The 25,262-nt window shown below is 37.1% G+C and carries 28 protein-coding genes (1 of these 28 cut by a window edge); 15 read left to right on the top strand and 13 right to left on the bottom strand.

The features are described from left to right. Positions 1-67: 67 nt before the first annotated feature. Positions 68-694, top strand: coding sequence for a 3D domain-containing protein (locus tag ACUN26_RS21235; RefSeq protein ID WP_000920107.1), 627 nt, complete (start codon positions 68-70; stop codon positions 692-694). A 299-nt stretch (positions 695-993) separates the two neighbouring features. Further along, a complete protein-coding gene (gene pepA / locus ACUN26_RS21230; RefSeq protein WP_000487963.1) occupies positions 994-2,478 on the top strand; it encodes a cytosol aminopeptidase in 1,485 nt (494 codons plus the stop codon). A 147-nt stretch (positions 2,479-2,625) separates the two neighbouring features. Here the strand turns inward: pepA and cdaS are convergent, their stop codons facing one another. Continuing rightward, entirely contained in the window at positions 2,626-3,231 is a 606-nt protein-coding gene (cdaS, locus tag ACUN26_RS21225; RefSeq protein ID WP_001158744.1) for a sporulation-specific diadenylate cyclase CdaS, read from the bottom strand. Positions 3,232-3,374: 143 nt separating this feature from the next. Here cdaS and ACUN26_RS21220 point away from each other — a divergent pair, with 143 nt between their 5' ends. Both ACUN26_RS21220 and galU read left to right on the top strand, forming a co-directional pair. Next, entirely contained in the window at positions 3,375-5,099 is a 1,725-nt protein-coding gene (locus ACUN26_RS21220) for a phospho-sugar mutase (RefSeq protein ID WP_001104199.1), read from the top strand. 108 nt (positions 5,100-5,207) lie between these two features. Further along, a complete protein-coding gene (gene galU, locus ACUN26_RS21215; RefSeq protein WP_000757817.1) occupies positions 5,208-6,095 on the top strand; it encodes a UTP--glucose-1-phosphate uridylyltransferase GalU in 888 nt (295 codons plus the stop codon). A gap of 45 nt (positions 6,096-6,140) precedes the next feature. On the opposite strand, the gene ACUN26_RS21210 is transcribed toward galU, so the two are convergent. Together ACUN26_RS21210 and ACUN26_RS21205 are read right to left on the bottom strand one after the other, a co-directional pair. Then, positions 6,141-6,734, bottom strand: a complete 594-nt coding sequence (locus ACUN26_RS21210) for a biotin transporter BioY (RefSeq protein WP_001252145.1) — start codon at positions 6,732-6,734, stop codon at positions 6,141-6,143. 50 nt (positions 6,735-6,784) lie between these two features. Then, on the bottom strand, positions 6,785-7,528 hold the full coding sequence (locus ACUN26_RS21205; RefSeq protein WP_000810657.1) for a DUF3298 and DUF4163 domain-containing protein: 744 nt from the start codon (positions 7,526-7,528) through the stop codon (positions 6,785-6,787). Positions 7,529-7,621: 93 nt separating this feature from the next. Here ACUN26_RS21205 and ACUN26_RS21200 point away from each other — a divergent pair, with 93 nt between their 5' ends. Then, positions 7,622-8,005, top strand: a complete 384-nt coding sequence (locus ACUN26_RS21200; RefSeq protein ID WP_001140604.1) for a hotdog fold thioesterase — start codon at positions 7,622-7,624, stop codon at positions 8,003-8,005. Between the two features lie 39 nt (positions 8,006-8,044). Here ACUN26_RS21200 and ACUN26_RS21195 read toward each other — a convergent pair whose 3' ends face one another. Beyond that, positions 8,045-9,421, bottom strand: a complete 1,377-nt coding sequence (locus ACUN26_RS21195) for a glycine--tRNA ligase (RefSeq protein ID WP_000287143.1) — start codon at positions 9,419-9,421, stop codon at positions 8,045-8,047. 346 nt (positions 9,422-9,767) lie between these two features. After that, positions 9,768-10,481, bottom strand: coding sequence for a DNA alkylation repair protein (locus tag ACUN26_RS21190; RefSeq protein WP_000553335.1), 714 nt, complete (start codon positions 10,479-10,481; stop codon positions 9,768-9,770). 117 nt (positions 10,482-10,598) lie between these two features. Here ACUN26_RS21190 and ACUN26_RS21185 point away from each other — a divergent pair, with 117 nt between their 5' ends. Then, on the top strand, positions 10,599-11,066 hold the full coding sequence (locus tag ACUN26_RS21185) for a hypothetical protein (protein ID WP_000390112.1): 468 nt from the start codon (positions 10,599-10,601) through the stop codon (positions 11,064-11,066). 110 nt (positions 11,067-11,176) lie between these two features. Here ACUN26_RS21185 and ACUN26_RS21180 read toward each other — a convergent pair whose 3' ends face one another. Beyond that, positions 11,177-12,502, bottom strand: a complete 1,326-nt coding sequence (locus tag ACUN26_RS21180; protein WP_000545228.1) for an ArsB/NhaD family transporter — start codon at positions 12,500-12,502, stop codon at positions 11,177-11,179. A 289-nt stretch (positions 12,503-12,791) separates the two neighbouring features. Here ACUN26_RS21180 and kapD point away from each other — a divergent pair, with 289 nt between their 5' ends. Beyond that, positions 12,792-13,415, top strand: a complete 624-nt coding sequence (kapD, locus tag ACUN26_RS21175; RefSeq protein WP_000344367.1) for a 3'-5' exonuclease KapD — start codon at positions 12,792-12,794, stop codon at positions 13,413-13,415. Between the two features lie 41 nt (positions 13,416-13,456). Here kapD and ACUN26_RS21170 read toward each other — a convergent pair whose 3' ends face one another. Further along, on the bottom strand, positions 13,457-13,840 hold the full coding sequence (locus ACUN26_RS21170) for a kinase-associated lipoprotein B (RefSeq protein ID WP_001209336.1): 384 nt from the start codon (positions 13,838-13,840) through the stop codon (positions 13,457-13,459). 165 nt (positions 13,841-14,005) lie between these two features. Between ACUN26_RS21170 and ACUN26_RS21165 the strand changes: the two genes are divergently transcribed. Together ACUN26_RS21165 and sodC are read left to right on the top strand one after the other, a co-directional pair. Then, complete coding sequence (locus tag ACUN26_RS21165; RefSeq protein ID WP_000982764.1) at positions 14,006-14,182, top strand: hypothetical protein; 177 nt, start codon at positions 14,006-14,008, stop codon at positions 14,180-14,182. 68 nt (positions 14,183-14,250) lie between these two features. Next, the gene (sodC, locus tag ACUN26_RS21160) at positions 14,251-14,790 is read left to right on the top strand and encodes a superoxide dismutase [Cu-Zn] (protein WP_000746516.1); all 540 of its coding nucleotides are present in this window, start codon (positions 14,251-14,253) and stop codon (positions 14,788-14,790) included. Positions 14,791-15,009: 219 nt separating this feature from the next. On the opposite strand, the gene ACUN26_RS21155 is transcribed toward sodC, so the two are convergent. Then, positions 15,010-16,161, bottom strand: a complete 1,152-nt coding sequence (locus ACUN26_RS21155) for a MalY/PatB family protein (protein ID WP_001175861.1) — start codon at positions 16,159-16,161, stop codon at positions 15,010-15,012. A 117-nt stretch (positions 16,162-16,278) separates the two neighbouring features. Between ACUN26_RS21155 and ACUN26_RS21150 the strand changes: the two genes are divergently transcribed. Further along, positions 16,279-16,530 (top strand): YugE family protein, encoded by a 252-nt coding sequence (locus tag ACUN26_RS21150; RefSeq protein WP_000537646.1) that lies wholly within the window; start codon positions 16,279-16,281, stop codon positions 16,528-16,530. A 181-nt stretch (positions 16,531-16,711) separates the two neighbouring features. Here ACUN26_RS21150 and ACUN26_RS21145 read toward each other — a convergent pair whose 3' ends face one another. Together ACUN26_RS21145 and ACUN26_RS21140 are read right to left on the bottom strand one after the other, a co-directional pair. Next, positions 16,712-17,551 (bottom strand): alpha/beta fold hydrolase, encoded by an 840-nt coding sequence (locus tag ACUN26_RS21145; protein WP_001015213.1) that lies wholly within the window; start codon positions 17,549-17,551, stop codon positions 16,712-16,714. Between the two features lie 109 nt (positions 17,552-17,660). Beyond that, entirely contained in the window at positions 17,661-18,647 is a 987-nt protein-coding gene (locus ACUN26_RS21140) for a 2-hydroxyacid dehydrogenase (protein WP_098643464.1), read from the bottom strand. A 237-nt stretch (positions 18,648-18,884) separates the two neighbouring features. Between ACUN26_RS21140 and ACUN26_RS21135 the strand changes: the two genes are divergently transcribed. The 3 genes from ACUN26_RS21135 (at position 18,885) to yugI (ending at position 21,167) form a co-directional block, all read left to right on the top strand. Further along, entirely contained in the window at positions 18,885-19,382 is a 498-nt protein-coding gene (locus ACUN26_RS21135; protein ID WP_000255691.1) for an Lrp/AsnC family transcriptional regulator, read from the top strand. Further along, complete coding sequence (locus tag ACUN26_RS21130; RefSeq protein WP_000808551.1) at positions 19,379-20,569, top strand: aminotransferase; 1,191 nt, start codon at positions 19,379-19,381, stop codon at positions 20,567-20,569. Before ACUN26_RS21135 ends, ACUN26_RS21130 begins: the two co-directional genes overlap by 4 nt. Positions 20,570-20,822: 253 nt before the next feature. Continuing rightward, positions 20,823-21,167 (top strand): S1 domain-containing post-transcriptional regulator GSP13, encoded by a 345-nt coding sequence (yugI, locus tag ACUN26_RS21125; protein ID WP_000003767.1) that lies wholly within the window; start codon positions 20,823-20,825, stop codon positions 21,165-21,167. A 109-nt stretch (positions 21,168-21,276) separates the two neighbouring features. On the opposite strand, the gene ACUN26_RS21120 is transcribed toward yugI, so the two are convergent. Continuing rightward, a complete protein-coding gene (locus tag ACUN26_RS21120; protein ID WP_000105788.1) occupies positions 21,277-21,510 on the bottom strand; it encodes a DUF378 domain-containing protein in 234 nt (77 codons plus the stop codon). A gap of 275 nt (positions 21,511-21,785) precedes the next feature. On the opposite strand from ACUN26_RS21120, the gene ACUN26_RS21115 reads away from it, so the two are divergent. Together ACUN26_RS21115 and ACUN26_RS21110 are read left to right on the top strand one after the other, a co-directional pair. Then, entirely contained in the window at positions 21,786-23,138 is a 1,353-nt protein-coding gene (locus ACUN26_RS21115) for a glucose-6-phosphate isomerase (protein WP_000103665.1), read from the top strand. Between the two features lie 108 nt (positions 23,139-23,246). Next, positions 23,247-23,660, top strand: a complete 414-nt coding sequence (locus tag ACUN26_RS21110; protein ID WP_000612324.1) for a YugN-like family protein — start codon at positions 23,247-23,249, stop codon at positions 23,658-23,660. On the opposite strand, the gene ACUN26_RS21105 is transcribed toward ACUN26_RS21110, so the two are convergent. Together ACUN26_RS21105 and ACUN26_RS21100 are read right to left on the bottom strand one after the other, a co-directional pair. Continuing rightward, on the bottom strand, positions 23,647-24,642 hold the full coding sequence (locus ACUN26_RS21105) for a potassium channel family protein (RefSeq protein WP_000842336.1): 996 nt from the start codon (positions 24,640-24,642) through the stop codon (positions 23,647-23,649). The two genes, ACUN26_RS21110 and ACUN26_RS21105, sit on opposite strands and share 14 nt — an antisense overlap. Before the next feature lie 94 nt (positions 24,643-24,736). Further along, positions 24,737-25,262, bottom strand: the 3' portion of a protein-coding gene (locus ACUN26_RS21100; protein ID WP_000386692.1) for an MgtC/SapB family protein. The gene runs 155 nt beyond the window's last position; only the last 526 of its 681 coding nucleotides appear in the window; its start codon lies beyond the right edge, outside the window — the gene reads right to left on this strand; its stop codon occupies positions 24,737-24,739.

The following is a 25,262-nucleotide window of genomic DNA, read 5'->3' as shown; positions in this document are numbered from 1 at the left end:
TTATTTTTTTGCATATTCCTTCATCGTATAGGGAATGATTAACGATGAAGGAGTGTGGAATATAAAAATGTTAAAACGATATTGTATTCGCATTATGATGACTTGTTTACTTGTATCCGCATTATGCGTAACATGGAAGGCTTTCACAGGAGTTTCTTTATTAGAGATTGTAAAGAAATATGAGGGAACGAGTGCAAAAGAAGTACATGCAGCAGAAGTTAAGAGAAATGTTGCTCCGAGTAAAGAAGTGATAAATGCTTTAGAGCAGGCAAACGACTGGTCTAAATATCGTTCAATTGAAATGACTGCAACTGGTTATACGTCAGGAGTGGAGTCAACTGGTAAGAGTCCAGGACATCCAGAGTATGGTATTACATATTCAGGTGTTAAAGCGAAAAGGGATTTATATTCTACAATCGCTGCGGATTTACGTGTATTCCCGATTGGAACGATTTTATTCGTGCCAGATTACGGATATGGGGTTGTCGCTGATAAGGGCGGTGCTATAAAAGGAAACCGTCTCGATTTATATTATGATACGGTGAAAGATGTTTATAGCCAATGGGGTAAGAAAAAAGTAAATGTATATGTAGTTAAGGTAGGAAATGGTAAGTTTACAGAAGAAGAGTTAACGATGTTAAATGAAGACGAAACGATGCAAGTGTTTCGTGGCCAATATTTAAAACAAAGATAGTCTAGTGGTAATTACGCTAGACTTTTTTATTTGATAATAGAAGAAAGATGGATCACCCCGCTATTTGTGGGCAGTAAAACCCCCACCTCAAAATTCAGCGAAAGCAAAGAAATTAGGCGGGGGGCGGGCTGCCCATAAAAGCCCGATTGGTGAAGGCTAATGATCAGTGGGGGATGAAGAAAAACACCACTGATTAAAGGTTCACTTTATATAGGATGTAACAGAAGTTAGAATTGTCGCATTTTATCGAAAATAAAGTTATAATAAAGGCAGAGTAGAGAAATTTAGGGGGTCTGAACATGTTTCAAGTACAAAAAGAATTAGCAGGTCATGAAGCGGTAATTGTTGCCTTATTTGAAGAAGAGAAAACGAGTAGTTTTGTACAAGAACTGGACAAAGCGTTTGAAGGGCAATTACAAGTTTTATTAGAAGAGAAAGAACTTTCTACTAAGAAGAAAGCTATTTCAAAAGTACATAGTTTAGGAAAAACAAATGTAAAACGCTATTACTTCGTCGGTTTAGGAAAGAAAGAATCTTATACGACAGAAACGTTACGTGCGGCTCTTGGTAAGGCGTTTAAAACGTTACAGGCAGCAAAAGTACAAGATGCAGCAATCTTACTTGATTCTTTCGTAACAGAGAAATTAGATGTGATTGATGTAGCTCATATAGCGGCAGAAGTACAAGGTCTTGGTACATATGAATTACAAACGTATAAATCAGATAAAAAGGATCGTGTAGAGTTAGAGAAGTTCACGGCTATTACAGCGGAAGATGCACAGGAAATTGAAGCTGCATTAACAGTTGGCTACGTGCATGGACGCGCAACAAATTCGGCTCGTACACTTGTAAATATGCCGCCAAACGTATTAACAGCGACGAAGCTTGCTGAGTATGCTGTTGAGTTAGCGGAAAAGTATGATATGGATTATAAAGTTCTTGAGAAAGAAGAGATGGAAGATCTTGGTATGGGTGCGTTACTTGCAGTAAACCAAGGTAGTACAGAGCCGCCAAAAATGATTGCTCTTATTTATAAAGGAAAAGAAGAGTGGACAGATGTCATTGGATTTGTTGGAAAAGGAATCACATACGATACAGGTGGTTATTCTTTAAAACCACGTGAAGGCATGGTCGGTATGAAAGGTGATATGGGCGGTGCTGCTGCTGTATTAGGTGCGATGGAAATTATCGGTGAACTTCGCCCAGAGCAAAATGTGATCGCTGTTATTCCATCAACTGATAACGTTGTAAGTGGTACAGCATTTAAGCCAGACGATGTAATTACATCTATGAGCGGAAAAACAATTGAAGTATTAAATACAGATGCAGAAGGTCGCCTTGCGTTAGCGGACGGTATTACGTATGCGAAAAAACTAGGTGCAAACTACCTTATTGATGTTGCGACATTAACAGGCGGTGTAATTGTTGCACTTGGAAATCATACGACAGGCGCAATGACAAACAATGAAGAGTTGTTTGAGCAAGTACTAGAAGCTTCTATGGAAACGGATGAATCAATTTGGCAATTACCGATTTTTGATCGTGATAAAGAACGCGTTCGAAACAGTAAGTTTGCTGATTTAAATAACTCACCAGGCCGTGAAGGGCATGCGGTTATGGCAGGTACATTCCTAGGTGAATTTGCTGAAGATACACCGTGGGTACACTTAGATATCGCTGGAACATCTGAAACATCAGGAGCAAATGATTTAGGGCCGGCCGGGGCAACAGGTGCAATGGTACGTACACTTGCAACACTTGTTGAGCGTTTCGGGGAAGAATAATTTTTGAAGAAAAGACTGTCTCAAACATTTGAGGCAGTCTTTTCTTATTGATATGGTACGAGTGTGATCAGTTTTTGTCGGTAAGTCGATACAACTTCATTTACTATTATGCTGTTTAAAAACGTGTGGCATAGTGAAAGGCTCGTCTTATAAAGAAATCGTATATAACGTCCCGCTTAAAGCAAAGGAAGTACGTCCTGTTTCTTCAGAGACAACTAAAATAAGTGCGTCACTTTTTTCTGATAAGCCAATTGCAGCTCTGTGACGTGTTCCTAGTTCAGGATCAACTTCCATACTTTTCGTTAACGGAAGAATATTAGCTGCTGAAACAATATGATTATTTTTAACGAGAACGGCTCCGTCATGAAGAGGATTACCTGGATAAAAAATTGATTCGAGTAACGGTGCAGTTAAATGAGCGTTTAATGTTGTGCCAGTTTGAATACAAGATTCAAGCGTCTCGTTTCGTTCCACAACGATAAGAGCACCGTGTTTGCGGGCACTTAAATGTTGGACAGCAGTTGTGATAAAATGTGAGCTTTCTGTATAAGGTGATAAATACGCCTGAATATAGTATGTAGCTGCCAATGTTTGTACATTTGCCAACATATGATGAATCTCTTCCATTTTACATAAAATACATTCATCTTCTTTATCAATCGCTTGCCTCATAATAGATAATTCTTTTTCAGCGCTTTCAATCATTTGCTTTGTTTGTATTTTGAGCTCTTCGGACAAGCCCCATTCTTGCATAATCCTCATTCCCTTTGGTGGAGTATTTAACCATAGTGTATACAAATATTCCTAGTAAAATCCTGCTATATTTTATAAAATATTGAGATACAGGTTGTTTTTTTCATATAATAAAGGTATGACAAGCGGGAGGAGATAGAGATATGAATTGGAAACAAGAATTTAGTCGCTGGCTTTCATATGCAGAATTAGACGTAGAATTAAAAGAACAGCTAGAAAACATGAAGCAAGATGAGAAGAAAATTGAGGATAGCTTTTATAAAAATTTAGAGTTCGGTACAGGTGGTATGCGTGGTGAACTTGGTGCTGGTACGAACCGATTAAATGTATATACAGTTCGTAAAGCGACACAAGGATTAGCGAAATTTATTGAAAAATTAGGTGAAGAAGCAAAGGAACGTGGTGTTGTTGTAGCATATGATTCTCGTCATAAATCACCTGAATTTGCAATGGAAGTAGCTGCAACACTTGGTGCACATGGTATTAAAACATATGTATTTGAAAGCTTACGCCCAACGCCGGTGCTTTCTTTCGCAGTTCGTCATTTACATACAGTAAGTGGAATCGTTCTTACGGCAAGCCATAATCCGCCTGAATATAATGGTTATAAAGTATATGGTGACGATGGTGGACAGTTGCCTCCAAAAGAAGCTGATGAGTTAATTAGTTACGTAAATGCAGTAGAAGATGAATTAACAGTTGAAGTAGCTGATGTAGAGCAATTAAAAGCTGACGGTTTATTACATATTATTGGACAAGAAGTAGATGATGCATATGCTGCAGAATTGAACGATGTCATTATTAATAAAGAAATGGTACAAAAGGTAGGGAAAGACTTAAAAATCGTCTTTACACCATTACACGGAACATCAAATCTTTCTGTACGCCGTGGTTTAGAGGAAGTTGGATTTACAGATGTAACGGTTGTAAAAGAGCAAGAGTTACCAGATCCAAACTTCTCTACAGTAAAATCACCGAACCCAGAAGAGCATGCAGCGTTTGAATATGCAATTCGTGACGGTGAAAAAATTGGTGCAGATGTGCTAATCGCAACAGACCCTGATGCAGACCGTCTAGGTGTAGCAGTTCGTAATCATGATGGTGAGTTCCAAGTATTAACTGGTAACCAAACAGGTGCATTAATGCTTGATTACTTACTATCTCAAAAGAAAGAAAACGGAACGCTTCCAGAGAACGGTGTTGTATTAAAAACAATCGTAACGTCTGAAATTGGTCGTACAATTGCAAAAGCATACGGTTTAGATACAGTTGATACGTTAACTGGATTTAAATTTATTGGTGAGAAAATTAAACAGTATGAAGAAAGCGGACAATATGAATTCCAATTCGGTTATGAGGAAAGCTATGGTTATTTAATCCGTCCATTCTGCCGTGATAAAGATGCGGTACAGTCTGTTTTATTTGCATGTGAAGTAGCTGCATACTACAAATCACAAGGTAAAACGTTATATGATGGTTTATTAGAAGTATTTGAGAAGTACGGTTTCTTCCGTGAAGATCTTGTGTCATTAACGTTAAAAGGGAAAGATGGAGCGGAACAAATTCAAGAGATGATGGCGACATTCCGTGAAAATCCTCCGAAAGAAGTAGCGGGCTTAACAGTCGTAGCGGTTGAAGACTATAAAGCAAGCATCGTTACATCTTTACAAGATGGACATAAAGAAGAGATTCACTTACCGAAATCAAATGTGTTAAAATATCAATTAGAAGATGGTTCTTGGTTCTGCTTACGTCCATCTGGAACAGAGCCGAAAATCAAGTTTTACTTTGGTGTAAAAGATAATTCTTTACAAAATAGTGAACAAAAGTTACTTACTATTAAAGAAGATATTATGAATCGTTTATAATATAAATTAATTTTAGGTAGTCAGAACAAAAGGGAAGCAAAACTTCCCTTTTGTTCTATGTAAGGAAATAATCGTTATTGATCCTGACAGAAGAGAGGGTATTTTGTTATGAAAAAAGTAAGAAAAGCGATAATCCCAGCAGCTGGATTAGGAACACGTTTTTTACCAGCTACAAAAGCAATGCCAAAAGAAATGTTACCGATAGTAGATAAACCAACTATTCAATATATTGTCGAAGAAGCAATACAATCAGGAATCGAAGATATTATTATCGTTACTGGTAAAACAAAGCGATCTATTGAAGATCATTTTGATAATGCATTTGAATTAGAGCAAAATTTATTAGAAAAGAAAAAGTATGAGTTACTTGAAAAAGTACAGGCTTCTTCAAAAATGGTAGACATTCATTATATCCGTCAAAAAGAACCAAGAGGATTAGGACACGCAGTTTGGTGTGCACGTAAATTCATCGGTGATGAGCCATTTGCTGTTTTATTAGGTGATGATATCGTTCAAGCTGAAAAACCATGTTTACGTCAGTTAATGGACGAATATGATAAAACACTTTCTTCTGTTATTGGTGTACAAACGGTTCCAGAAGATGAAACACATCGCTATGGAATTATCGACCCATTAGAGCAGGAAGGACGTCGTTACCAAGTTCGTAATTTCGTTGAGAAACCAGCAGCAGGTACAGCACCATCAAACTTAGCAATTATGGGACGTTACGTCTTAACGCCTGAAATTTTCATGTTCTTAGAACAGCAAAATGTCGGTGCTGGCGGTGAAATTCAGTTAACAGATGCAATTCAAAACTTAAATGAAATTCAACGAGTATTTGCTTACGACTTCGAAGGAAAACGCTACGATGTTGGTGAAAAGTTAGGATTCGTTCAAACGACAATTGAAATGGCCCTGCAACACCCAGAATTACGTGGTGACATGGTTACAATGATGAAGAGGATTTTAGAAGAACAAACGAAACAAGAGTCTTAATATAAAAAAAGAGTTATTTCAGTGTACTGAAATAACTCTTTTTTATTAAGAAATCGTCGAATGAGAACGTTGATAAGCAGAACGGCGTACAGCATAGTATATGCGAGGTGCGATAATAGCACCGATAATTGTAAATGCAATATCTTTTACTGCAAACCACATCATAATCATCCAGGCAGCTTTATAACTCATATTACCGCCCATGAAGAGATTGACCGCCCCGTACATGTAAGTAGTACCGATAATATAAGTTAAAATGATTCCTGTGAAAGAAGCGATAGCAAATGTACTGAATGTTGGTCTTTCTTTTTGTTCTACTATTTTTCCTGATACGTAAGCAACGATAATAAATGCGATAATAAAACCACCAGTAGGATCTAAAAGTGCTCCGAATCCAGCTTTGAAGTTAGCGAAGATTGGTGCGCCGGCTACGCCAACTAGCATATACACAGTCATTGATAATGCACCAAGTCTACTTCCAAGAAGAAGGCCTGCTAAAATTGCGAAAAATGGTTGCATAGATAATGGAACGCCCGCTATTTGCAGGAATGGCGCCCAAGATACAATATTTGCACCAATGGCCATAAGAGCAACAAACATGGCAGCTAATGCTAAATCTAAAACATGAAATCTTCTCATAATGTTAACCTCCTGTTGTTTTTAGGTTAACATTATCGTAGCGAAAATATTTACTTGTTGTCAATCAAATTATTTTGATAAGAAGGCTTCAAATAGTCTCTTAGCAACGTATACGGAATACGAAATTGTGGAATGCCGCTTGAATAAGGAGCGATCTCATATAAAGGGAAATAAATAACGAGATTGTTTGGTTCTAAAAAGAAGTGAAACTTTTTAGCACTCATTACTTTTTCCGTTGCATCAGGAAAATAAATACTTTCATTTTGTTTAATTTGCCTTACAATTTCTGCACGGATTACTTCTTTATATTTATCTTCTTGTTGAAATAAATCGTCTAAGCGTAGTAATTTTTTTTCATTTAAATCAAATGTGTTTGCTTTCCACGTATAAAGGCCGTGTGCCCCGCCCGTATATTGATAGTAATTCACATATAGGCTGAGAAAAGGTGGTTTATTTAAGGAGATTTTATAATCAACATTCGCCACGTACGGATGGAAGGGTGTACTAGACCCTTCTGTTTCTTTATAATATTTTTTTGCTTCTTTTTCTAATTTGTTTTTAAATTTGTCAGTAGATTTTTTGTAATAGAAATTGAGCTTATTTTGAAATTTAGAATCGGAAAAATTGTGAAAGGAAGGCCTACTAATTTGATATTCTATATAAGGTTTCTTACCTTTTTGCGTTATAGTCTGAACATCGATTGTCAGGTTAGATGCTTTGGCTGCCATTGCACAATTTGGTACAATAGTCAGCAAGGAGAACATGAGCAATAGTATACAAAGTTTCTGTTTCATTGTGGTGAAACCTCCTTATATAAGTGTTATAGGTAGTTTGAAAATAAATAGGTAAAATTATACATTTAATTAAAGAGAGAAGGCGAAAACGATATGGCAAAAACTTTAATGGACTCACTTGGAATTGAGTTGTTAGAAATGACAGAAGATAAAGTAGTTGCTACGATGCCTGTTGACGAGCGTACGCATCAGCCGTTTGGATTTTTACATGGTGGTGCTTCTATAGCGTTAGCGGAAACAGTAGCAAGTGTTGGATCATATAATTTAATTGATCAAGAGAAATGTATTTGTTTCGGTCTAGAAATTAATGCAAATCATATTCGCTCAAAGAAAGATGGAATCGTAACAGCAATCGGGACACCGATACATAGAGGACATTCAACGATGGTTTGGGATATTCGTATCATTGATGAAAATGATGATTTAATATGTATTTCAAGATGTACAGTAGCAATTAAAGAAAAACGTGAAAAATAAAAAAGAGGCAGCTCTCATGAGCAGCCTCTTTTTTTATAATTAGAACTGGATTTTCTTTTCTAAGAAACCTTTTAGTTCGCTAATTGGCATACGAACTTGTTCCATTGTGTCACGGTCACGTACTGTAACAGCTTTGTCTTCAACAGAGTCGAAGTCGTATGTGATACAGAATGGTGTACCGATTTCGTCTTGACGACGGTAACGTTTACCGATAGAACCAGTTTCATCAAAGTCTACCATGAAGTCTTTAGCTAGTTCTGCGAATACTTCAGTAGCACCTTCAGATAGCTTTTTAGATAATGGTAAGATTGCTGCTTTGTATGGTGCTAAAGCAGGGTGGAAACGAAGAACTGTACGAGAATCGTTTTCTAATTGCTCTTCTTCATATGCATCACATAAGAACGCTAATGTTACACGGTCTGCGCCTAAAGATGGCTCGATGCAGTATGGTACGTAACGCTCGTTCGTTTGTGGATCGATATAGTTAAAGTCTTCGTTAGAGTGTTCCATGTGACGTTTTAAATCGAAGTCTGTACGAGATGCAACGCCCCATAGTTCGCCCCAACCGAATGGGAATTTGAATTCAATGTCAGTTGTTGCGTTACTGTAGTGAGATAGCTCTTCCTCACCGTGGTCACGAAGACGCATGCTCTCTTCATGCATACCAAGTGAAAGTAACCAGTTTTTACAAGTTTCACGCCAGAATGCGAACCACTCTAAATCTTCACCAGGCTTACAGAAGAATTCAAGTTCCATTTGTTCGAATTCACGTGTACGGAATGTGAAGTTACCAGGCGTGATTTCGTTACGGAAACTCTTACCAATTTGGCCAATACCAAATGGAAGTTTTTTACGCATAGAGCGTTGTACGTTTTTGAAGTTTACGAAAATACCTTGTGCTGTTTCAGGACGAAGGAAGATTTCGTTTGTGCTAGACTCTGTAACACCTTGGAATGTTTTGAACATTAAGTTGAACTGACGAATTTCAGTGAACTCTTCACTACCACAATCAGGACATTTTACTTCATGTTCTTTCATTAAGTCAGCCATTTGGTCGAAAGTAAGACCGTCAACAACCATTTCAATGCCTTTTGCATCTAATGCATCTTCAATTAATTTGTCAGCACGATGACGCGCTTTACATTTTTTACAGTCGATCATTGGATCGTTGAAGTTACCAACGTGACCAGAAGCGATCCAAGTTTTTGGGTTCATTAAAATAGCTGCATCTAAACCAACGTTGTGTGGAGATTCTTGAATGAATTTTTTCCACCAAGCTTTTTTAACGTTATTTTTTAATTCGATTCCAAGTGGACCGTAATCCCAAGTGTTTGCAAGACCACCGTAAATTTCAGAACCAGGGAAAACAAAACCGCGATGTTTCGCTAAGTTTACAACTTGTTCCATTGAATACATAATAAAATCCTCCTTTTGAAAGTTAACGTATTGGCGATGACGTGCTCTGGTACTTGTGAAATGCGCAGTATATGCTTTGAAAAACATAAAAAAACGCTCATCCCAAGGCATATTTGCCTAGGGACGAGCGTTTGCCCGCGGTTCCACCCTAGTTGATACACAAAATGTGCATCCACTTTATCATGTAATGCTCGAGACTGCCGTTTCCTTGCGTCTTCAGGCTTTCACTATCCCTGAATCGCTTTTTGTGCAAGTACTTATAAGTCCGTCATCGCTACTTATATTAATAATAATGAACATATTCTAACACGTTCTTTTTTAAATCTCAATAGAGGAACGCGTCTATCTATGATAGAGTCTCGCCTATTTTTTCGTTATTTATTCCGTAATTTTGTTTAATATGCTTAATTGCTTCACGTTTACTGAGCGGGGCAAGCTCGTTATTTTGCACGTATTCCCAAACGATATCAGGCTTTGTTTTTGCATACTCGCGAAGAACCCAGCCGATCGCTTTTTGAATGAAAAATTCTTTTGAAGAATGTAGTTGTCCAATAATCCAGAAAAGAAGTTCTTCATCCATCTTTTGTTTATATTTTAGTTGGAATAAAATAGCGGCACGTTGTAACCATATGTTATCTGATGCAATCCATTTTGGAATATATGCAGAAATTAATTCGGGATGTTGTAAAAAGATAGTACCTAAAAATGTAGGAACGATGCTATCAACAGAATCCCACCAAGATTTCGTAACAATAAGTTCTTCTAAAAATGGGATATGAGTTTCGTTTATATGCTTTTTATATTTTTGCATAATATCAAGTGCGGCAGCTTGATATTCACGTTCTGGTAAGTTCCAAAGTTCACGTACGATAATTTGGAAGTCTTTTTTATCTGGGAGAGTATGTATTTGAATGACGTCTTTTAATAATTGGCGTCTTTCCGGTGTTTGAATACCTAGAAATGGGAAGTGATTTTTCATATAACGAGCCATTGGTTCTGCTTTTTCAGGATTTTGATGAGCTGTAAAATGCTCTTGTAATGCTTGTACAAATGGATGCATAAGTGTTTCTCCTCTCTTATTACCTTTCTTCTCTCATTATACAAAGAGTTTGGTTAAATTTTAAAACATAACTTGCAATGTAATGAAATATGTTGAAAAGAGAGGGGAGAGGATAAGATGGAAGATCAGAGCGTACTAGCAGGTTTCTTTGCTCTTAGTTTTGCGTTTATTCTTGTTATAATAATTTGGGCAATTATTTCGTATTTGTTAACGGCTTTTGCACTTTATACGATGGCAAAAAATGATGGTGCAACTGATGGGGTTCTTGCGTTTATTCCATTTTTGAATAGTAAGACGTGGGGTGACTTGGCGAAGGATAAATTACCAGATTTCTTGAAAGAAGAGGCAGGGTGGAAAGTATTCGGTATATATGTCGCATGTTTCATCTTTAACTTCGTACCAATTATAAGTTTACTAGCAACAGCCGTATCGATTGTGCTGTCCATTTATCTCATCTACGCTATTTTAGACAGATACGGAACGAACTCTATACTATTTACGATTATTCATGTAATCACATTTTCGGTTTTCTTGCCGATTCATTTATTCATTATCCGAAATGAGCCGGTAAGATATAACGAGTAGATATATGCGGGGAGCTGTTTCGAAGCTATTTTGGAACAGCTCTTTGTTGGTTAATTGATATTTCGTTGACCAAGAAAAAAGGGCTGCCACATAGGACAGCCCTTTTTCTACTACATAAGATAGCGTAAATAAATGTAAATATGAGAAATGATTAATGAAACAATCATAATTGGGAAGCCGACTTTAAGGAATTCCATGTAGCTAAATTTATGTCCTTCACGACTTGCGATTCCGGCTACGATTACGTTAGCAGAAGCCCCGATTAAAGTTCCGTTTCCACCTAGGCAAGCACCTAATGCTAATGCCCACCATAATACGTCGATTTGTGCGTCAGAAGGTGATAAACCTAGCCCAACTGCCATATCGTTAATAAGTGGAATCATTGTTGCAACGAATGGAATGTTATCGATTGTTGCAGAGGCGATACCAGATACCCATAGAATAAGGATAGATGCATGAGAAATATCTCCGCCTGTTATTCCGACTACCTTTTGAGCTAACATTTTGATAAGACCGATATCGATAAGTCCTCCAACGAGTACGAATAGTCCCGCGAAGAAGAAAATCGTCACCCATTCTACGCTTGCGAATACTTCTTCAATTTCATGTTCTTTCACACCGATTAGCATAAGTACAGTAGCACCAGTCAAGGCGATAATAGCTGCATCAACATGGAAAATGGAATGAGTCATGAAACCTACAATTGTAAGTCCAAGTACTGTTAAAGATTTTTTCATTAATACTGGATCTTTAATGTATTGTTTTTCATCTAAGCTCATTAATTTTTTAACTTGTACAGGATCAGCAATTAATTGTTTACGGTACATGAAGTAAAGTATTGTTGCTGTAACTGCAATAATAATAATTACGATTGGTGCTAGATTCAGTAAGAAAGCATTGAAGTCTAGGTGCTTATTTGCAGAACCAATCATAATATTTGGCGGATCACCAATTAATGTTGCTGTTCCCCCAATGTTTGAAAAAATAATTTCAGAAAGTAAATAAGGAACAGGATTTACTTGCAAGATGCGCGTAATAGATAAAGTAACTGGAACAACAAGAAGTACAGTTGTAACGTTATCTAAAAATGCGGAGCCAAGCGCGGTAAGTAGGGAAAGAGAAATTAAAATTTTAATTGGATTTCCATGTGCCCCTTTTGCTGCTTTAATGGCAACGTATTGGAAAACACCTGATTTACTCGTAATGTTCACCAAAATCATCATACCGATGAGTAGCGTAATCGTTCCCCATTCAATATGTTTCGTAAAGGCGTTATGTAAATCGACGACCCCCACAATTACCATGAGTGCTGCACCAAGAAGTGCGATGACAGCGCGATTAATTTTTTCAGAAATAATAATGGCATATGTAATTAAAAAGACTGCGATAGCAAAATAATACTGCCAGTTAGCGAGTTCTTGCGTTGTTTCGTGCAAAAATCTCATCTCCTTTCATTCATTTTTCTTAGTGTGTCAAATATTAACTAGATGAAACACACATAACGTCATTATAAAGTAGAAAAACTGCGGATGTAAATGAAAGGAGGGATTTTGTCATATTTTCTGCATAGGTCATTTTTTCTCATTTTTAAAAATATTTGTGGGCATTTGACATATATATAAGATACATCCAATCTGAATATTTAAAATGGAATTAGCATTCGAGCTTGTTCGTGTAGGAGTGTCAAATAGAAAGGAATGACAAAGATGATAAGGAAGGGATCGTATGGATGAACAACGATTTTTATTTTTAGATTTTGAGTTTACGATGCCCCAGCATCGAAAGAAACCAAAAGGATTTTTCCCGGAAATTATTGAGGTAGGACTCGTCTCGGTTGTAGGTTGTAAGGTAGAAGATACGTATTCATCACATGTCAGACCGAAAACATTTCCTTCTTTAACGGATCGATGCAAGAAATTTTTAGGAATTAAACAAGAAATCGTGGATAAAGGAATTTCATTTCCTGAACTCATTGATAAACTTGCAGAATACGAAAAAAGATGTAAACCGACCATTGTAACGTGGGGAAATATGGATATGAAAGTGCTGAAGCATAATTGTGAAATGTCGGGAGTAGCTTTTCCGTTTTTCGGACAGTGTCGTGATTTATCGCTTGAGTATAAGAAGTTTTTTGGAGAAAGAAATCAAACAGGATTATGGAAAGCGATTGAGGCGTATGGAAAAGTAGGAACGGGTAAGCATCATTGTGCGCTAGATGATGCGATGACGACGTACAATATTTTTAAATTAGTAGAAAAAGATAAAGAGTATTTAGTGAAACCAGCACCTCCAACATTAGGGGAACTCGTGGACTTTTCAAAAGTGTTAAAGAAAGTGAGTACACAGTAACGACCAAATTGCACAGTATGTAATTTGGTCGTTTTGTTTTTTTAAAGTTTGTAGTCTTTTTTTAACTGCTCTAATGTTTCTAGACTACGAACCGCAAAAGGTGAATCATCTTCAGAAAATGAATTCATTTGAGTTTCTAATGCTAATTTGAGTGAATCTGTATAATCTAGAATCTCTCCTTCATATTTCTTCACCATTTGTTCTGGAATGTTCGTCTGTTCACGGAAAGCTAAAGCACGTCTTTCATGGAAAAATGGTACGTCAGCTTGTTTTACGTTATGTAAGTCACCTTGCACCGGATGTTTTAAAACAGCTAATACTTTTACGACGTAACTGCCCGGGCGGCTATTTGTAACTTCGCCGATGTATTTTCCCGTTTTATAAATACCAGTAACGATTTCACCAATTTCAAATGTTTCTCTCATATTTTTCACCTCAAGTTTATAGTAAGGAAAGTAGGAGAAGGAGTCAAAGAAATCATTCGCTTTCGGAACGCCCCCTTGAGAATATGAATTGGTTCAACTATAATTTAAAATAATATAACAGAAAATTCTGATGGTTTTTGAATCCTACAATAAGGAGTGTTTCATATGATGCCTTTATATTTTCCGGAAGATAAAACAGAATATATTATTCCAGGGATTGTTTGCGTTCTATTTATCATTGGTGCCGTTGCTACGTGGCGTATGTTCATTCGTGTATCCAAACGAGAAGCAGAGCGATTACAGAAAGTAGAAGAAAAGCTTTTAGCTGAAAAGAAACGGTAATTCATTTTTGTATGTTTCCCTCTATGCTCGGACAATCTAAGGGCAGAATGTATTTTGGAGGGAATAGAATGAAAAAACGGCTTTTTTTCAGTTGTTGTTTATTATTTCTGATGGCAGGTTGTGACCAAGGAAAGCCGAAAGAAATTGAAGTGAAATTACATAATGCTTCAGGAGATGAAGTAGGGACTGCGAAAGTAGTTCAGCAAACAAGTGGAGTGAAAATTACGATTAAAGGGGAAGGTTTCGCGCCTGGTCCGCACGGCATACATGTACATGAAATTGGAGAGTGTAAAGCGCCTCGTTTTGAATCGTCTGGTAATCATTTTAATCCAGATAATAAAAAGCATGGCTTACTCAATCCGAAGGGTGCGGAAAATGGTGATTTACCGAATGTAATTGCAGATGGTTCTGGAAAGATTAAAGCGGATATCGATGCACCGCACATAACGCTTGAAGAAGGGAAAACGACGATTCATAGAAAAGATGGAGCGTCTATTATTATTACTGAAAACCCTGATGATGGCATGACACAACCAACGGGTAAATCTGGTGATCGAATTGCTTGCGGTGTGATTGTAAAAAAAGCGTCGGATATGAAGAAAAAGTAAAAGCTACCGTGGATGGTAGCTTTCTTTGTGAAACGTAATTGGAAATATATCAGCGATTATTGGAATATATCGACCGCAACTCAAAATATATCGGCGATTATTGAAATATATCGACCGTAACTCAAAATATATCAGCGATTTTTAAAATATATTGATTTACCGACAAAAATTGAGAAAGAAGCCTGCCCAAAATTGATTCGTGGGCAGGCTCCTTTCTTATTATGAAAACGTATGGCGCAGTCTGTTTAAAATTTCTTCTAAAACAGATCGTGGGCAGCCAATGTTAATTCGAATATGTTCTTCGCCGCCTAATCCGTACTTTTCACCAGGTTCGACGATAAGTTTTCCTTTTTCCTCAAGTAACGTGGTGCGCTCGTTTTGAGAAAGTTTTAGGTGAGAACAATCAATCCATAATAAAAAGCTACCTTCTGGCTTCGTTACGGAAAGAGTAGGTATGTGAGTTTTGATATATTCACAAGCGAATTGAGCGTTATCTTCTATATATAAACGGATTTCACTTAGCCAATCATTACATTCTGTATAGGCGCTTTGCATCGCGGTATAAGCAAATGTATTTAGCCCATGGAACCCTTGTCTATATTGAATAGACGTAAGGGTATTACGTAGTTTTTCATTTGGAATAATAATGATAGATGCTTGTAATCCAGCTATATTAAATGTTTTACTTGGAGCCATACAAGTAATGGTACGTGCTGCTAATTCTTCAGATAAAGAAGCGAATGGTGTATGAGTACGATCTCCGTAAATAATATCGGCATGAATTTCATCTGAGACAACAATTACATTATATTTTGTACATAACGCTCCGAGCTTCATTAGCTCGTCTTTCGTCCAAACGCGTCCAATAGGATTGTGAGGACTACAAAGAAGCATTAGTTTAATCCCTTGTTGAAATTGTTTTTCTAAATGATCGAAGTCTATCATATATGTGCCATCTTGTTTATATAATGGGCTCACGCATAATTGTCTGTTGTTTGTTGTAACCATTTCGAAAAATGGAGGATAAATAGGTGGTTGTACAAGAACGGATTCGTTTTCCTTTGTGAAAGCTTGTACGCTCGTACTAAGAGCTGGAACGATCCCCGCACTAAATACGATCCATTCTTTTTGAATATCCCAGTTGTACTGTTTTTTTGTCCAGTTACAAATAATGTCTCCAATATGTTCAGGTGGAAGTGTATAGCCAAAAATAGGGTGTTCGATACGTTTTTGTAATGCAGTTTGAATTGGTTTTGGTACTTCAAAATCCATATCGGCAATCCAGGCATGAATGAGTTCTTCGTTTTTATAAGTATCCCATTTTGTACTATGTGTTCCGCGCCGATTTACCGTTTTATGAAATAGCTGCATATGTTTGCCCCTTTCTTCTGTGAAACTGCTAAGTTATGAAAGTTCTCTCTCTTCTTATAGAATAGCTGATGTGATAGGATAAAGAAAAGTATTAAAAAGTGAAAAGGCGGGAAGTAGATGGGTACATATGAAAAGATGATAGAGGTTGTGAAGAATTGGGATCCGTTTCGAATGGGACCGGAGTTTTATGAAACAGAAGCGAGCGATGTAGTGAACGTCGTAACTGTGTTTGACGATTCGAAATATATTGCAAAGAAGATTCAACATATATACTTTATGTCTTTTGAGGAAGTACCTGCGCTTGAAAAATGTGAGAAATTAGCTGAAGAGTTACTTGTATTAAAAGAAGGCGGAAGTTGCTCATTATAGGCTGTCGGAATTTCCGACAGCCTTTTTAATATTATCCCGCTATTTGCAGGGCAGTAAGACCCCCACCTAAAAAGACGGTTGAGGCAAAGAAGTGAGGTGGGAGATCCACTGCTCGTAAAAGCCCGATTGGTGCGGGCTAATAATCAGCGGGGTGAAACATTCCGCTGATTAAAGTTTCACTTTATTGCGCGGAAAAAGCGATAATTTCTTCATAAACATGTTCAGGCTTTTCCTCAGGTAGTAAATGCCCTGTATTTTCGTAAGAGATAAATGTTGAATTCGGTAAATCTTTATGGAGACGGTGTCCTACATGTACAGGGACGACGCGATCTTTTTCACCCCAAATGAGTAGTATAGGTGTTTCAATTTTTTGTAATTCAGTTGAAGATAAGTCACCTTCACGGTCTCGTATCATGCGAGTTAGGGCGGGGAATATACGGTTGTCATAAAAAGGAGCGGAGTAGCCTTCCTTCATTTCATCATCAATTAATGAGTGATCATGAACGACATTCATTAAGTTATGAACAATCCCGCGCCTTATAATCCAGTTCTTTACGTATAAATGAAAGAACGGTAAATAAGAAGAATACAGTAAAGGTAAGGTTGCGCGTGCTAAATAGCTAGAGCTACATAGTAAAATCGTCTTTGAGATTAGTTCAGGACGTATACGGTTTACATAGAGAGAAATTTGCCCGCCCATAGAATGCCCAATTAACACAATATTTGAGAGAGATAAATGTTCGATTAAATCGATAATAATGGTTGCTAAATTGTGATAAGAATACTTAAAGAGATGAGACTTATCACTTTTTCCGAATGGAGGCAAATCAAGAGCCAGTACTGTTCCTGCTTTCGATAGTAAAGGAATGAGACGGCGGTAACTGAATGAGGAAGATAAAAAGCCGTGAACGAGTACGAAAGTAGGACGTTTTGTTTTATTTTTATGTTCATACAATTCGTAATGAATAGTAGTGCCGCGAGTGGAAAAAGTGAAATAAGGACAAGTATATTCATGATTCATTTTTTGTCACTCCATTGATTTTTGTTCATATCATCTCCAAGGTAGAAAAAAATATGTTAACAAAAAAAGGCAAGATGACATTGTCATCTTGCCTTTCGCTTATTCATCATTACCCGCGAACAATATTAGGCGGTGTTTTTCCTTGTAACCCTGCAACTAAATTTTCAGCGGCTGTCATGGCCATTTGCTGCCGAGTTTTTAATGTCGCAGATCCGATGTGCGGTAAAGTCACAACATTTTGTAATGATAAGAGCGGATTATCTTTTGGAATCGGCTCTTGTGTAAAAGTATCAATGCCTGCTGCAAAGATTTTCTTTTCTGTTAAGGCATGGATTAAAGCTTCTTCATCTACTGTTTTCCCGCGAGAAGCATTAATGAAGATTGCTGTTTCTTTCATTAATGAAAATTCCTTTTCTCCGATAAGATGATACGTTTCATCTGTTAATGGAGTAAGAAGAACAATAAAGTCAGACTGTTTTAGTAGCGTATGTAAATCACAATATGTAGCATCGAATTTTTGCTCTGCTTCTTCTTTACGGCGACGGTTATAATAAAGAACATCCATATCAAATCCGAATTTTGCTCGTTTTGCAACAGCTTCTCCAATTCGTCCCATTCCGATAATACCGATTGTACTATGATGCACATCTAGTCCGAAATGTTCTTTTCCGATTTCAGCGTTCCACTCACCATTTTTCACATAGGAATCGAGTTCGCAAACACGACGACCAGCAGATAACATAAGAGCGAAAACGAGGTCAGCTACTGTATCATCCAATACGTATGGTGTATTCGTTCCGATGACATTTCGCTTTTCCATCGCTAGTAAATCAAAATTATCATAGCCAACAGAAATGTTACTCACTACTTTTAATTTCGGTGCTACATTTAACAATTCTTCATTTATGGCAGATCCGAAATTTAATAACCCATCTTTATCTTGTATTTTCTCTAATAGAACATCACGAGGTACTTTCTCATTTTGATTCCATGTTTCATAATCACAGTGTTCTGATAAATAGTTTTCTACAAATGTTGGAACTGGTTCAGCGATATATACTTTTGGTTTCACGGTTCCATCCCCTCTCACTTTTATCCCTTGTTAACGGACAATAAGCCTCCCGCCCCTAAAAATGCCTGAAGCAAAGAAGATAGGGGGAGACTAACTGCCCGTAAAAGCCCGATTGGTGTGGGCTAATAATCAGCGGGATGAACCTTTCCGCTGATTAAAGTTTCACTTTATTTTGACATAATTCTCTAAAAAAATCTTCTTTTCAAACTGGAAAGGGTATTTGTATAATTTAGACAGAAACGAAAAGGAAGGATGATTTATATGGTGACTGAAAAGGAATTAGAATTATTGGCTTGTCTTGAAAAAAGTAGTCGTTTGTCTGTAGATACATTGGCAAAGCTGTTAAATATAGAAGTAGAAGAAGTGAAGAAGATGGTTGCGAAATTAGAAAGTGAAAAGATTATTGTGGATTATGTAACACATATTGATTGGACAAAAGTAAAAGAACATACGGGTTTAACAGCGATGATTGATGTGAAAGTTACGCCGAAGCACGGTGTTGGGTTTGATGCAGTTGCTGAACAAATTTATCGCTATTCAGAAGTGAAATCCGTGTATTTAATGTCAGGGACATATGATCTTTCTATTACATTAGAAGGAAAGACGATGGGAGAAGTAGCGATGTTTGTTTCTGAGAAATTAGCAACGATTGAATCTGTCGTTTCTACAACAACTCATTTCATTTTGAAGAAGTATAAACATGAGGGAATTATTTATGAAAAAAACGATGATGATAAGCGAATTGTGGTGACACCATGAAGCAGTTTGAACTATCTAGAGTAGCAGAATCTTTACAACCGTCTGGTATTCGAAAGTTTTTCGATTTAGCCGCAAGTATGAAAGGTGTTATTTCACTTGGAGTGGGAGAGCCTGACTTTGTTACACCTTGGAATGTAAGGCAAGCATGTATCCGTTCTTTAGAGCAAGGATATACAGCGTATACAGCAAATGCAGGATTATTGGAGCTCCGTCAAGAAATAGCAAAGTATCTAAAAAAACAATTTGCAGTATCTTATGATTCAAACGATGAAATCATTGTTACGGTTGGAGCGAGCCAAGCGTTAGATGTAGCGATGCGTGCCATTATAAATCCTGATGATGAAGTACTCATTATTGAACCGAGCTTCGTTTCTTATGCACCACTTGTAACATTAGCTGGAGGAGTTCCAGTTCCTATAGCGACTACTTTAGAAAAAGAGTTTAAATTACAACCCGAACAAATTGAAGCAGCTATTACAGCGAAAACAAAGGCAATTTTACTTTGTTCCCCAAATAATCCAACAGGTGCAATGTTAAACAAATCCGAACTAGAAAAGTTAGCAGTAATGGTTGAGAAGTACAATTTAATCGTATTATCTGATGAAATTTATGCAGAGCTTGTATATGACGAAGTGTATACGAGTTTCGCGAGCATTCAAAACATGCGCGAACATACGATTTTAATTTCGGGATTTTCAAAAGGATTTGCGATGACAGGATGGCGTCTCGGTATGATCGCAGCTCCCGTTCAATTTTCAGAGTTGATGCTTAAAATTCATCAATATTCTATGATGTGTGCACCGACGATGTCCCAGTTCGCAGCTCTTGAAGCATTACGCGGAGGGAATGATGAAGTCATTCGAATGAGAGATAGCTATAAGAAACGCCGTAATTTTATGGCGACATCTTTCAATGAGAGGGGATTAACGTGTCATGTGCCGGGCGGAGCGTTTTATGTCTTTCCTTCTGTTGCCTCAACTGGACTAACTTCAGTGGAATTTGCAGAACAGTTATTACTAGAAGAAAAAGTGGCTGTTGTACCTGGAAGTGTATTTGGAGAAAGTGGTGAAGGATTTATTCGTTGTTCGTATGCAACATCGCTTGAACAACTTATAGAAGCAATGAAGAGAATGGAACGGTTCGTCGAGAATAAAAAAAGGACAAAACATAATACGTTTTGTCCATAAAAGGGGGGGAATACTAGAAAGCCATGTGTTAGTATTCTATCCCAATATTGGAGAATTATACGTGCTACAGGAAATTTTTTCGTGAATTTTGAATGAGTTCTGTCATAGTGGTATAATTTACTAATATAAGGTATGCGCCTGTTAGGTAGCGATACGTAACAGGCGTACTAATTAATCGGATATTTAAAATAAGTACATCTGTTTTGCAATCTACATTTGTAGAGAAAATGGTAAACGTATGGGAGTGTTTCATATGTCAGAACAATATACAACAGGAGTGGTTGTAACAGGGAAAGTGACTGGAATTCAAGATTACGGTGCATTTGTAGCGTTAGATGCAGAAACACAAGGACTTGTGCATATATCTGAAATTACAAATGGATATGTAAAGGATATTCATGACTTTTTGAAAGTCGGCGATACAGTAGAAGTAAAAGTACTTTCAATTGATGAAGAGCACAGAAAAATGAGTTTATCGTTAAAAGCGGCGAAAAGAAAACAAGGAAGGATTCTTATACCGAATCCATCTAAGGACGGATTTAATACGTTGCGAGAAAAGCTGACAGAATGGATTGAAGAGTCCGAGTTAACAAAGTAAAAGAGGAGCGCATATGAGCGTTCCTCTTTTACTTTATCTTATGATATATATTTGCAAATATGATTGCATGCAATCATATTCGTATGTCGGAGGTGAAAGGACATACTGGTTATCGAATTTCGTTTGTTTCTGGGTGTGTACCAAGATTTTCAGATGGTTTAAACAGTAAACCAAGATTGATAAGCCCAGATATACCAACGATGCCGTAAATAATACGTGCAAGAGCTGAGTTTTGTCCGCCGAAAATGGCTGCTACTAAGTCAAACTGGAAGAACCCGATTAGTCCCCAGTTTACTGCACCAATTACAGTAAAGACTAATGCGATACGTTGCAATGTACTCATGAAAAAGCCCCCCTTAATTGTGAAGCATGAGCAAGCGCTGAGTTAATCAACTCTTTTATAGAATGGTGCAGTTATGTTGTTTTTATACATAAAAAATGTGTGAAAAAAAGATGTATATACATCTATACCGAAAAATGCGAATTTTTATGCAAAAAATGAACTTTTTCTAAAAAATATATATTGGTTACGTTTACACTGGTTGAATCGCTTGATTTACAACTTCAGTTTCGCTAAAGTGAATACAGAAATACATATCCATAATTGGAGGGAAAAAGATGAGTACACATGTAACGTTCGACTATTCTAAAGCGTTATCCTTCATCGGTGAACATGAAATCACTTATTTACGTGATGCAGTGAAAGTAACACATCATGCAATCCACGAAAAAACTGGAGCTGGGAACGATTTCCTTGGGTGGGTAGAGCTTCCGCTTCAATATGACAAAGAAGAATTTGCTCGCATTCAAAAATGCGCAGAAAAAATTAAAAATGACTCTGACATTTTACTTGTTGTAGGTATCGGTGGTTCTTACCTAGGAGCACGTGCAGCAATCGAAATGTTAAACCATTCATTCTACAATACGCTTTCTAAAGAACAACGTAAAACTCCACAAGTGCTATTTGTTGGACAAAACATTAGCTCCACTTACATGAAAGATTTAATGGATGTATTAGAAGGTAAAGACTTCTCTATTAACGTTATTTCCAAATCAGGTACAACAACAGAGCCTGCACTTGCATTCCGTATTTTCCGTAAGTTATTAGAAGAGAAGTATGGAAAAGAAGAAGCTCGCAAACGTATTTATGCAACTACAGATAAAGCGCGTGGTGCATTAAAAACATTAGCTGATAACGAAGGCTACGAAACATTCGTAATTCCAGATGATGTTGGAGGACGTTTCTCTGTATTAACGCCAGTTGGTTTATTACCAATCGCAGTAAGTGGCTTAAATATTGAAGAGATGATGAAAGGTGCAGCTGCTGGCCATGACGACTTCGGGGCATCAGAACTAGAAGAAAACCCAGCTTATCAATACGCAGTAGTTCGTAACGCTTTATACAATAAAGGAAAAACAATTGAAATGCTTGTTAACTATGAGCCAGCACTTCAATACTTCGCTGAGTGGTGGAAACAGTTATTTGGTGAAAGTGAAGGAAAAGATCAAAAAGGTATTTTCCCATCTTCAGCAAATTTCTCAACTGACTTACACTCATTAGGTCAATACGTTCAAGAAGGTCGTCGTGACTTATTTGAAACAGTTCTTAAAGTGGGTAAATCTACACATGAACTGACAATCGAATCAGAAGAAAACGATTTAGATGGATTAAACTACCTTGCAGGTGAAACTGTAGACTTCGTAAACACAAAAGCATATGAAGGCACATTACTTGCACATAGCGATGGCGGAGTACCAAACTTAATCGTAAATATTCCTGAATTAAATGAGTACACATTCGGTTACCTTGTATACTTCTTCGAAAAAGCATGTGCGATGAGCGGCTACTTATTAGGCGTAAATCCATTTGACCAACCAGGAGTAGAAGCATACAAGAAAAACATGTTTGCTTTACTTGGTAAACCAGGATTTGAAGAATTAAAAGCAGAATTAGAAGAGCGTTTAAAATAATAAAAAGCGACCGGATCTCCGGTCGCTTTTTATTATTTTACTGAAATGTCCATCGGTATATTCAAACTAGAATGGGTATGCTAAAGGAAAAGTCTTGGAGGGATGGGCTTGATTCCGATTCAATCAAAGTTAAAAGGACATACATATGCGTTATATAAGTTAGAAGAGGTTATGAAACCACTTGGATATAGTATTGGTGGCAATTGGGATTACGATAAAGGGTGCTTTGATTACAAAATCGACGAAGAAGATGGCTATCAATTTTTACGAGTGCCATTTACAGCTGTGGATGGGGAATTAGATGTGCCTGGTGTAATAGTCCGTCTTGAAACGCCGTATATTCTTTCGCATGTGTATCAAGACGAACTAGATGATAATGTGAATGCGTTAACAGCTGGAACGAGCGGATTTGATCAATTTGCTGAGCCGAAAGATCCAGATGGAGATGTGAAAAGTAAGTATATTAATATTGGGAAAGTATTAGTACAGGAACTAGAGCGTCACTTTTTTAATGGTGAATAACAATGAGTATGTCGCTTTCGATAAGAATGAAGGTATGGACTGGGTTAATCATATATTGATCGTCACGCTTTATACCTAGTAAGAGAATGTTTTGTTTTAAAAGAGTATAGCTACAATTTGCAAAAGTTTGTCCGGTGCAAGGCGGAGAAAGCTCCATCAGTTGTAATTTGTTATCAGAGATTTCATCGTAAAGTGAGAATAGTACACCTGAAATAGAAGGAAATAAAAGAGAAGCGGTAAATACATAGCTCGTTAATTTATTTCCTTCTATAATTTCTGATACACCAGCTCTCGTTGCATTTTGAATTTGATCCGAAGTAAGAAGTTCAGCGATGCAATGAATGTTTGGATTAAGTCCTTTTGCAGTTAAAATATTTAAGATGGACTGTGTATCAGCTAAGCTTTCATTTTTTTCTTTATCAGCCGTTATTAATATGGTGTGTGCCGTTGTAATGTTAGCTTTTAATAACGTTTGATCGTGATGTGGACAACCTTTTATAAACTCTAAATGATGAAATGGTTTTGGAAGTAAAGAAAGTGTTTCATCAATTAAAACGATATCAAGGTTTGGTTGTAAGATGTGCATTTGTTTTACAACATGTTTTGCCCGTTCGTTCCAGCCGACAATAATCATATGACCGCTAGCAGTCGCAGCTTCTTCTCCTTTAACTTTCATATATTGTTTATTAATCATATCAGTGGCGAATAGAACCATATAATAAGAACAAAAACCGGTTCCAAATAAAATAATACTCATACCGATGAGTTTGCCTATTAGTGTATGTGGGGCAAAGTCACCATAGCCAACAGTGAAAATTGTAACGATTGACCACCAAATTCCATCAAACCATGTGGTGAAGTGCGATGGTTCTAATCTATGTATAAGAAAGCCGGAAAAAGCAGTAAGTACAACAATAAAGCAAATTAAACGAAAAATAATGGAATCACGAAATGTATCTACTAAATTTGGACGGGATTTCAATTGCTAATTCCTCCTTACTTTGCAGGACTACATTCATTGTTACCATTATAGAAAAAAGAAAAACTCTCTAATTTAAAAGAGAGTTTGTTTTCTATTACATACTTTCAACTTCAGTTTGTTGAACACTTTCAAGGTGTTGAAGAGCATAATAAACATCAGCAGTATGTCTTTTTTGATCGATAGACAATTTTAAATGTAAATAGTGCGAACCATTTTCCAATGTTTTGAGCTTCATGTTCTTAACTTTTATATCCATTTCTTTTATTTCTTCAATTACGATCGGGATATTGTCCATATTTCGTACAACAAGTTTCACTGCGATATCACGTTGACGAAATGACCTAGGTCCTATAAATTTCATCGTTAATGGTATAAGTTCTACACTAATCATAAGGAAGCACATTCCGAAAATCGCTTCAATATAGAAACCAGCTCCAACGGCAATGCCAATACCAGAAGCACCCCAAATCATGGCGGCGGTCGTTAGCCCAGCAATACTATCGTTTCCTCTTCGTAAAATAACACCTGCACCTAAAAAACCAATTCCTGATACAATTTGAGCAGCAAGTCGAAGGGGGTCCATATTCATATGGTCGGTATGTGGTAAATTGTAAGCTGCT

It is taken from the genome of Bacillus sp. WC2503 (genome assembly GCF_052682895.1).
Note: the sequence above shows the minus strand (reverse complement) of the source record. Positions and strands in the feature narration are given on the sequence as shown.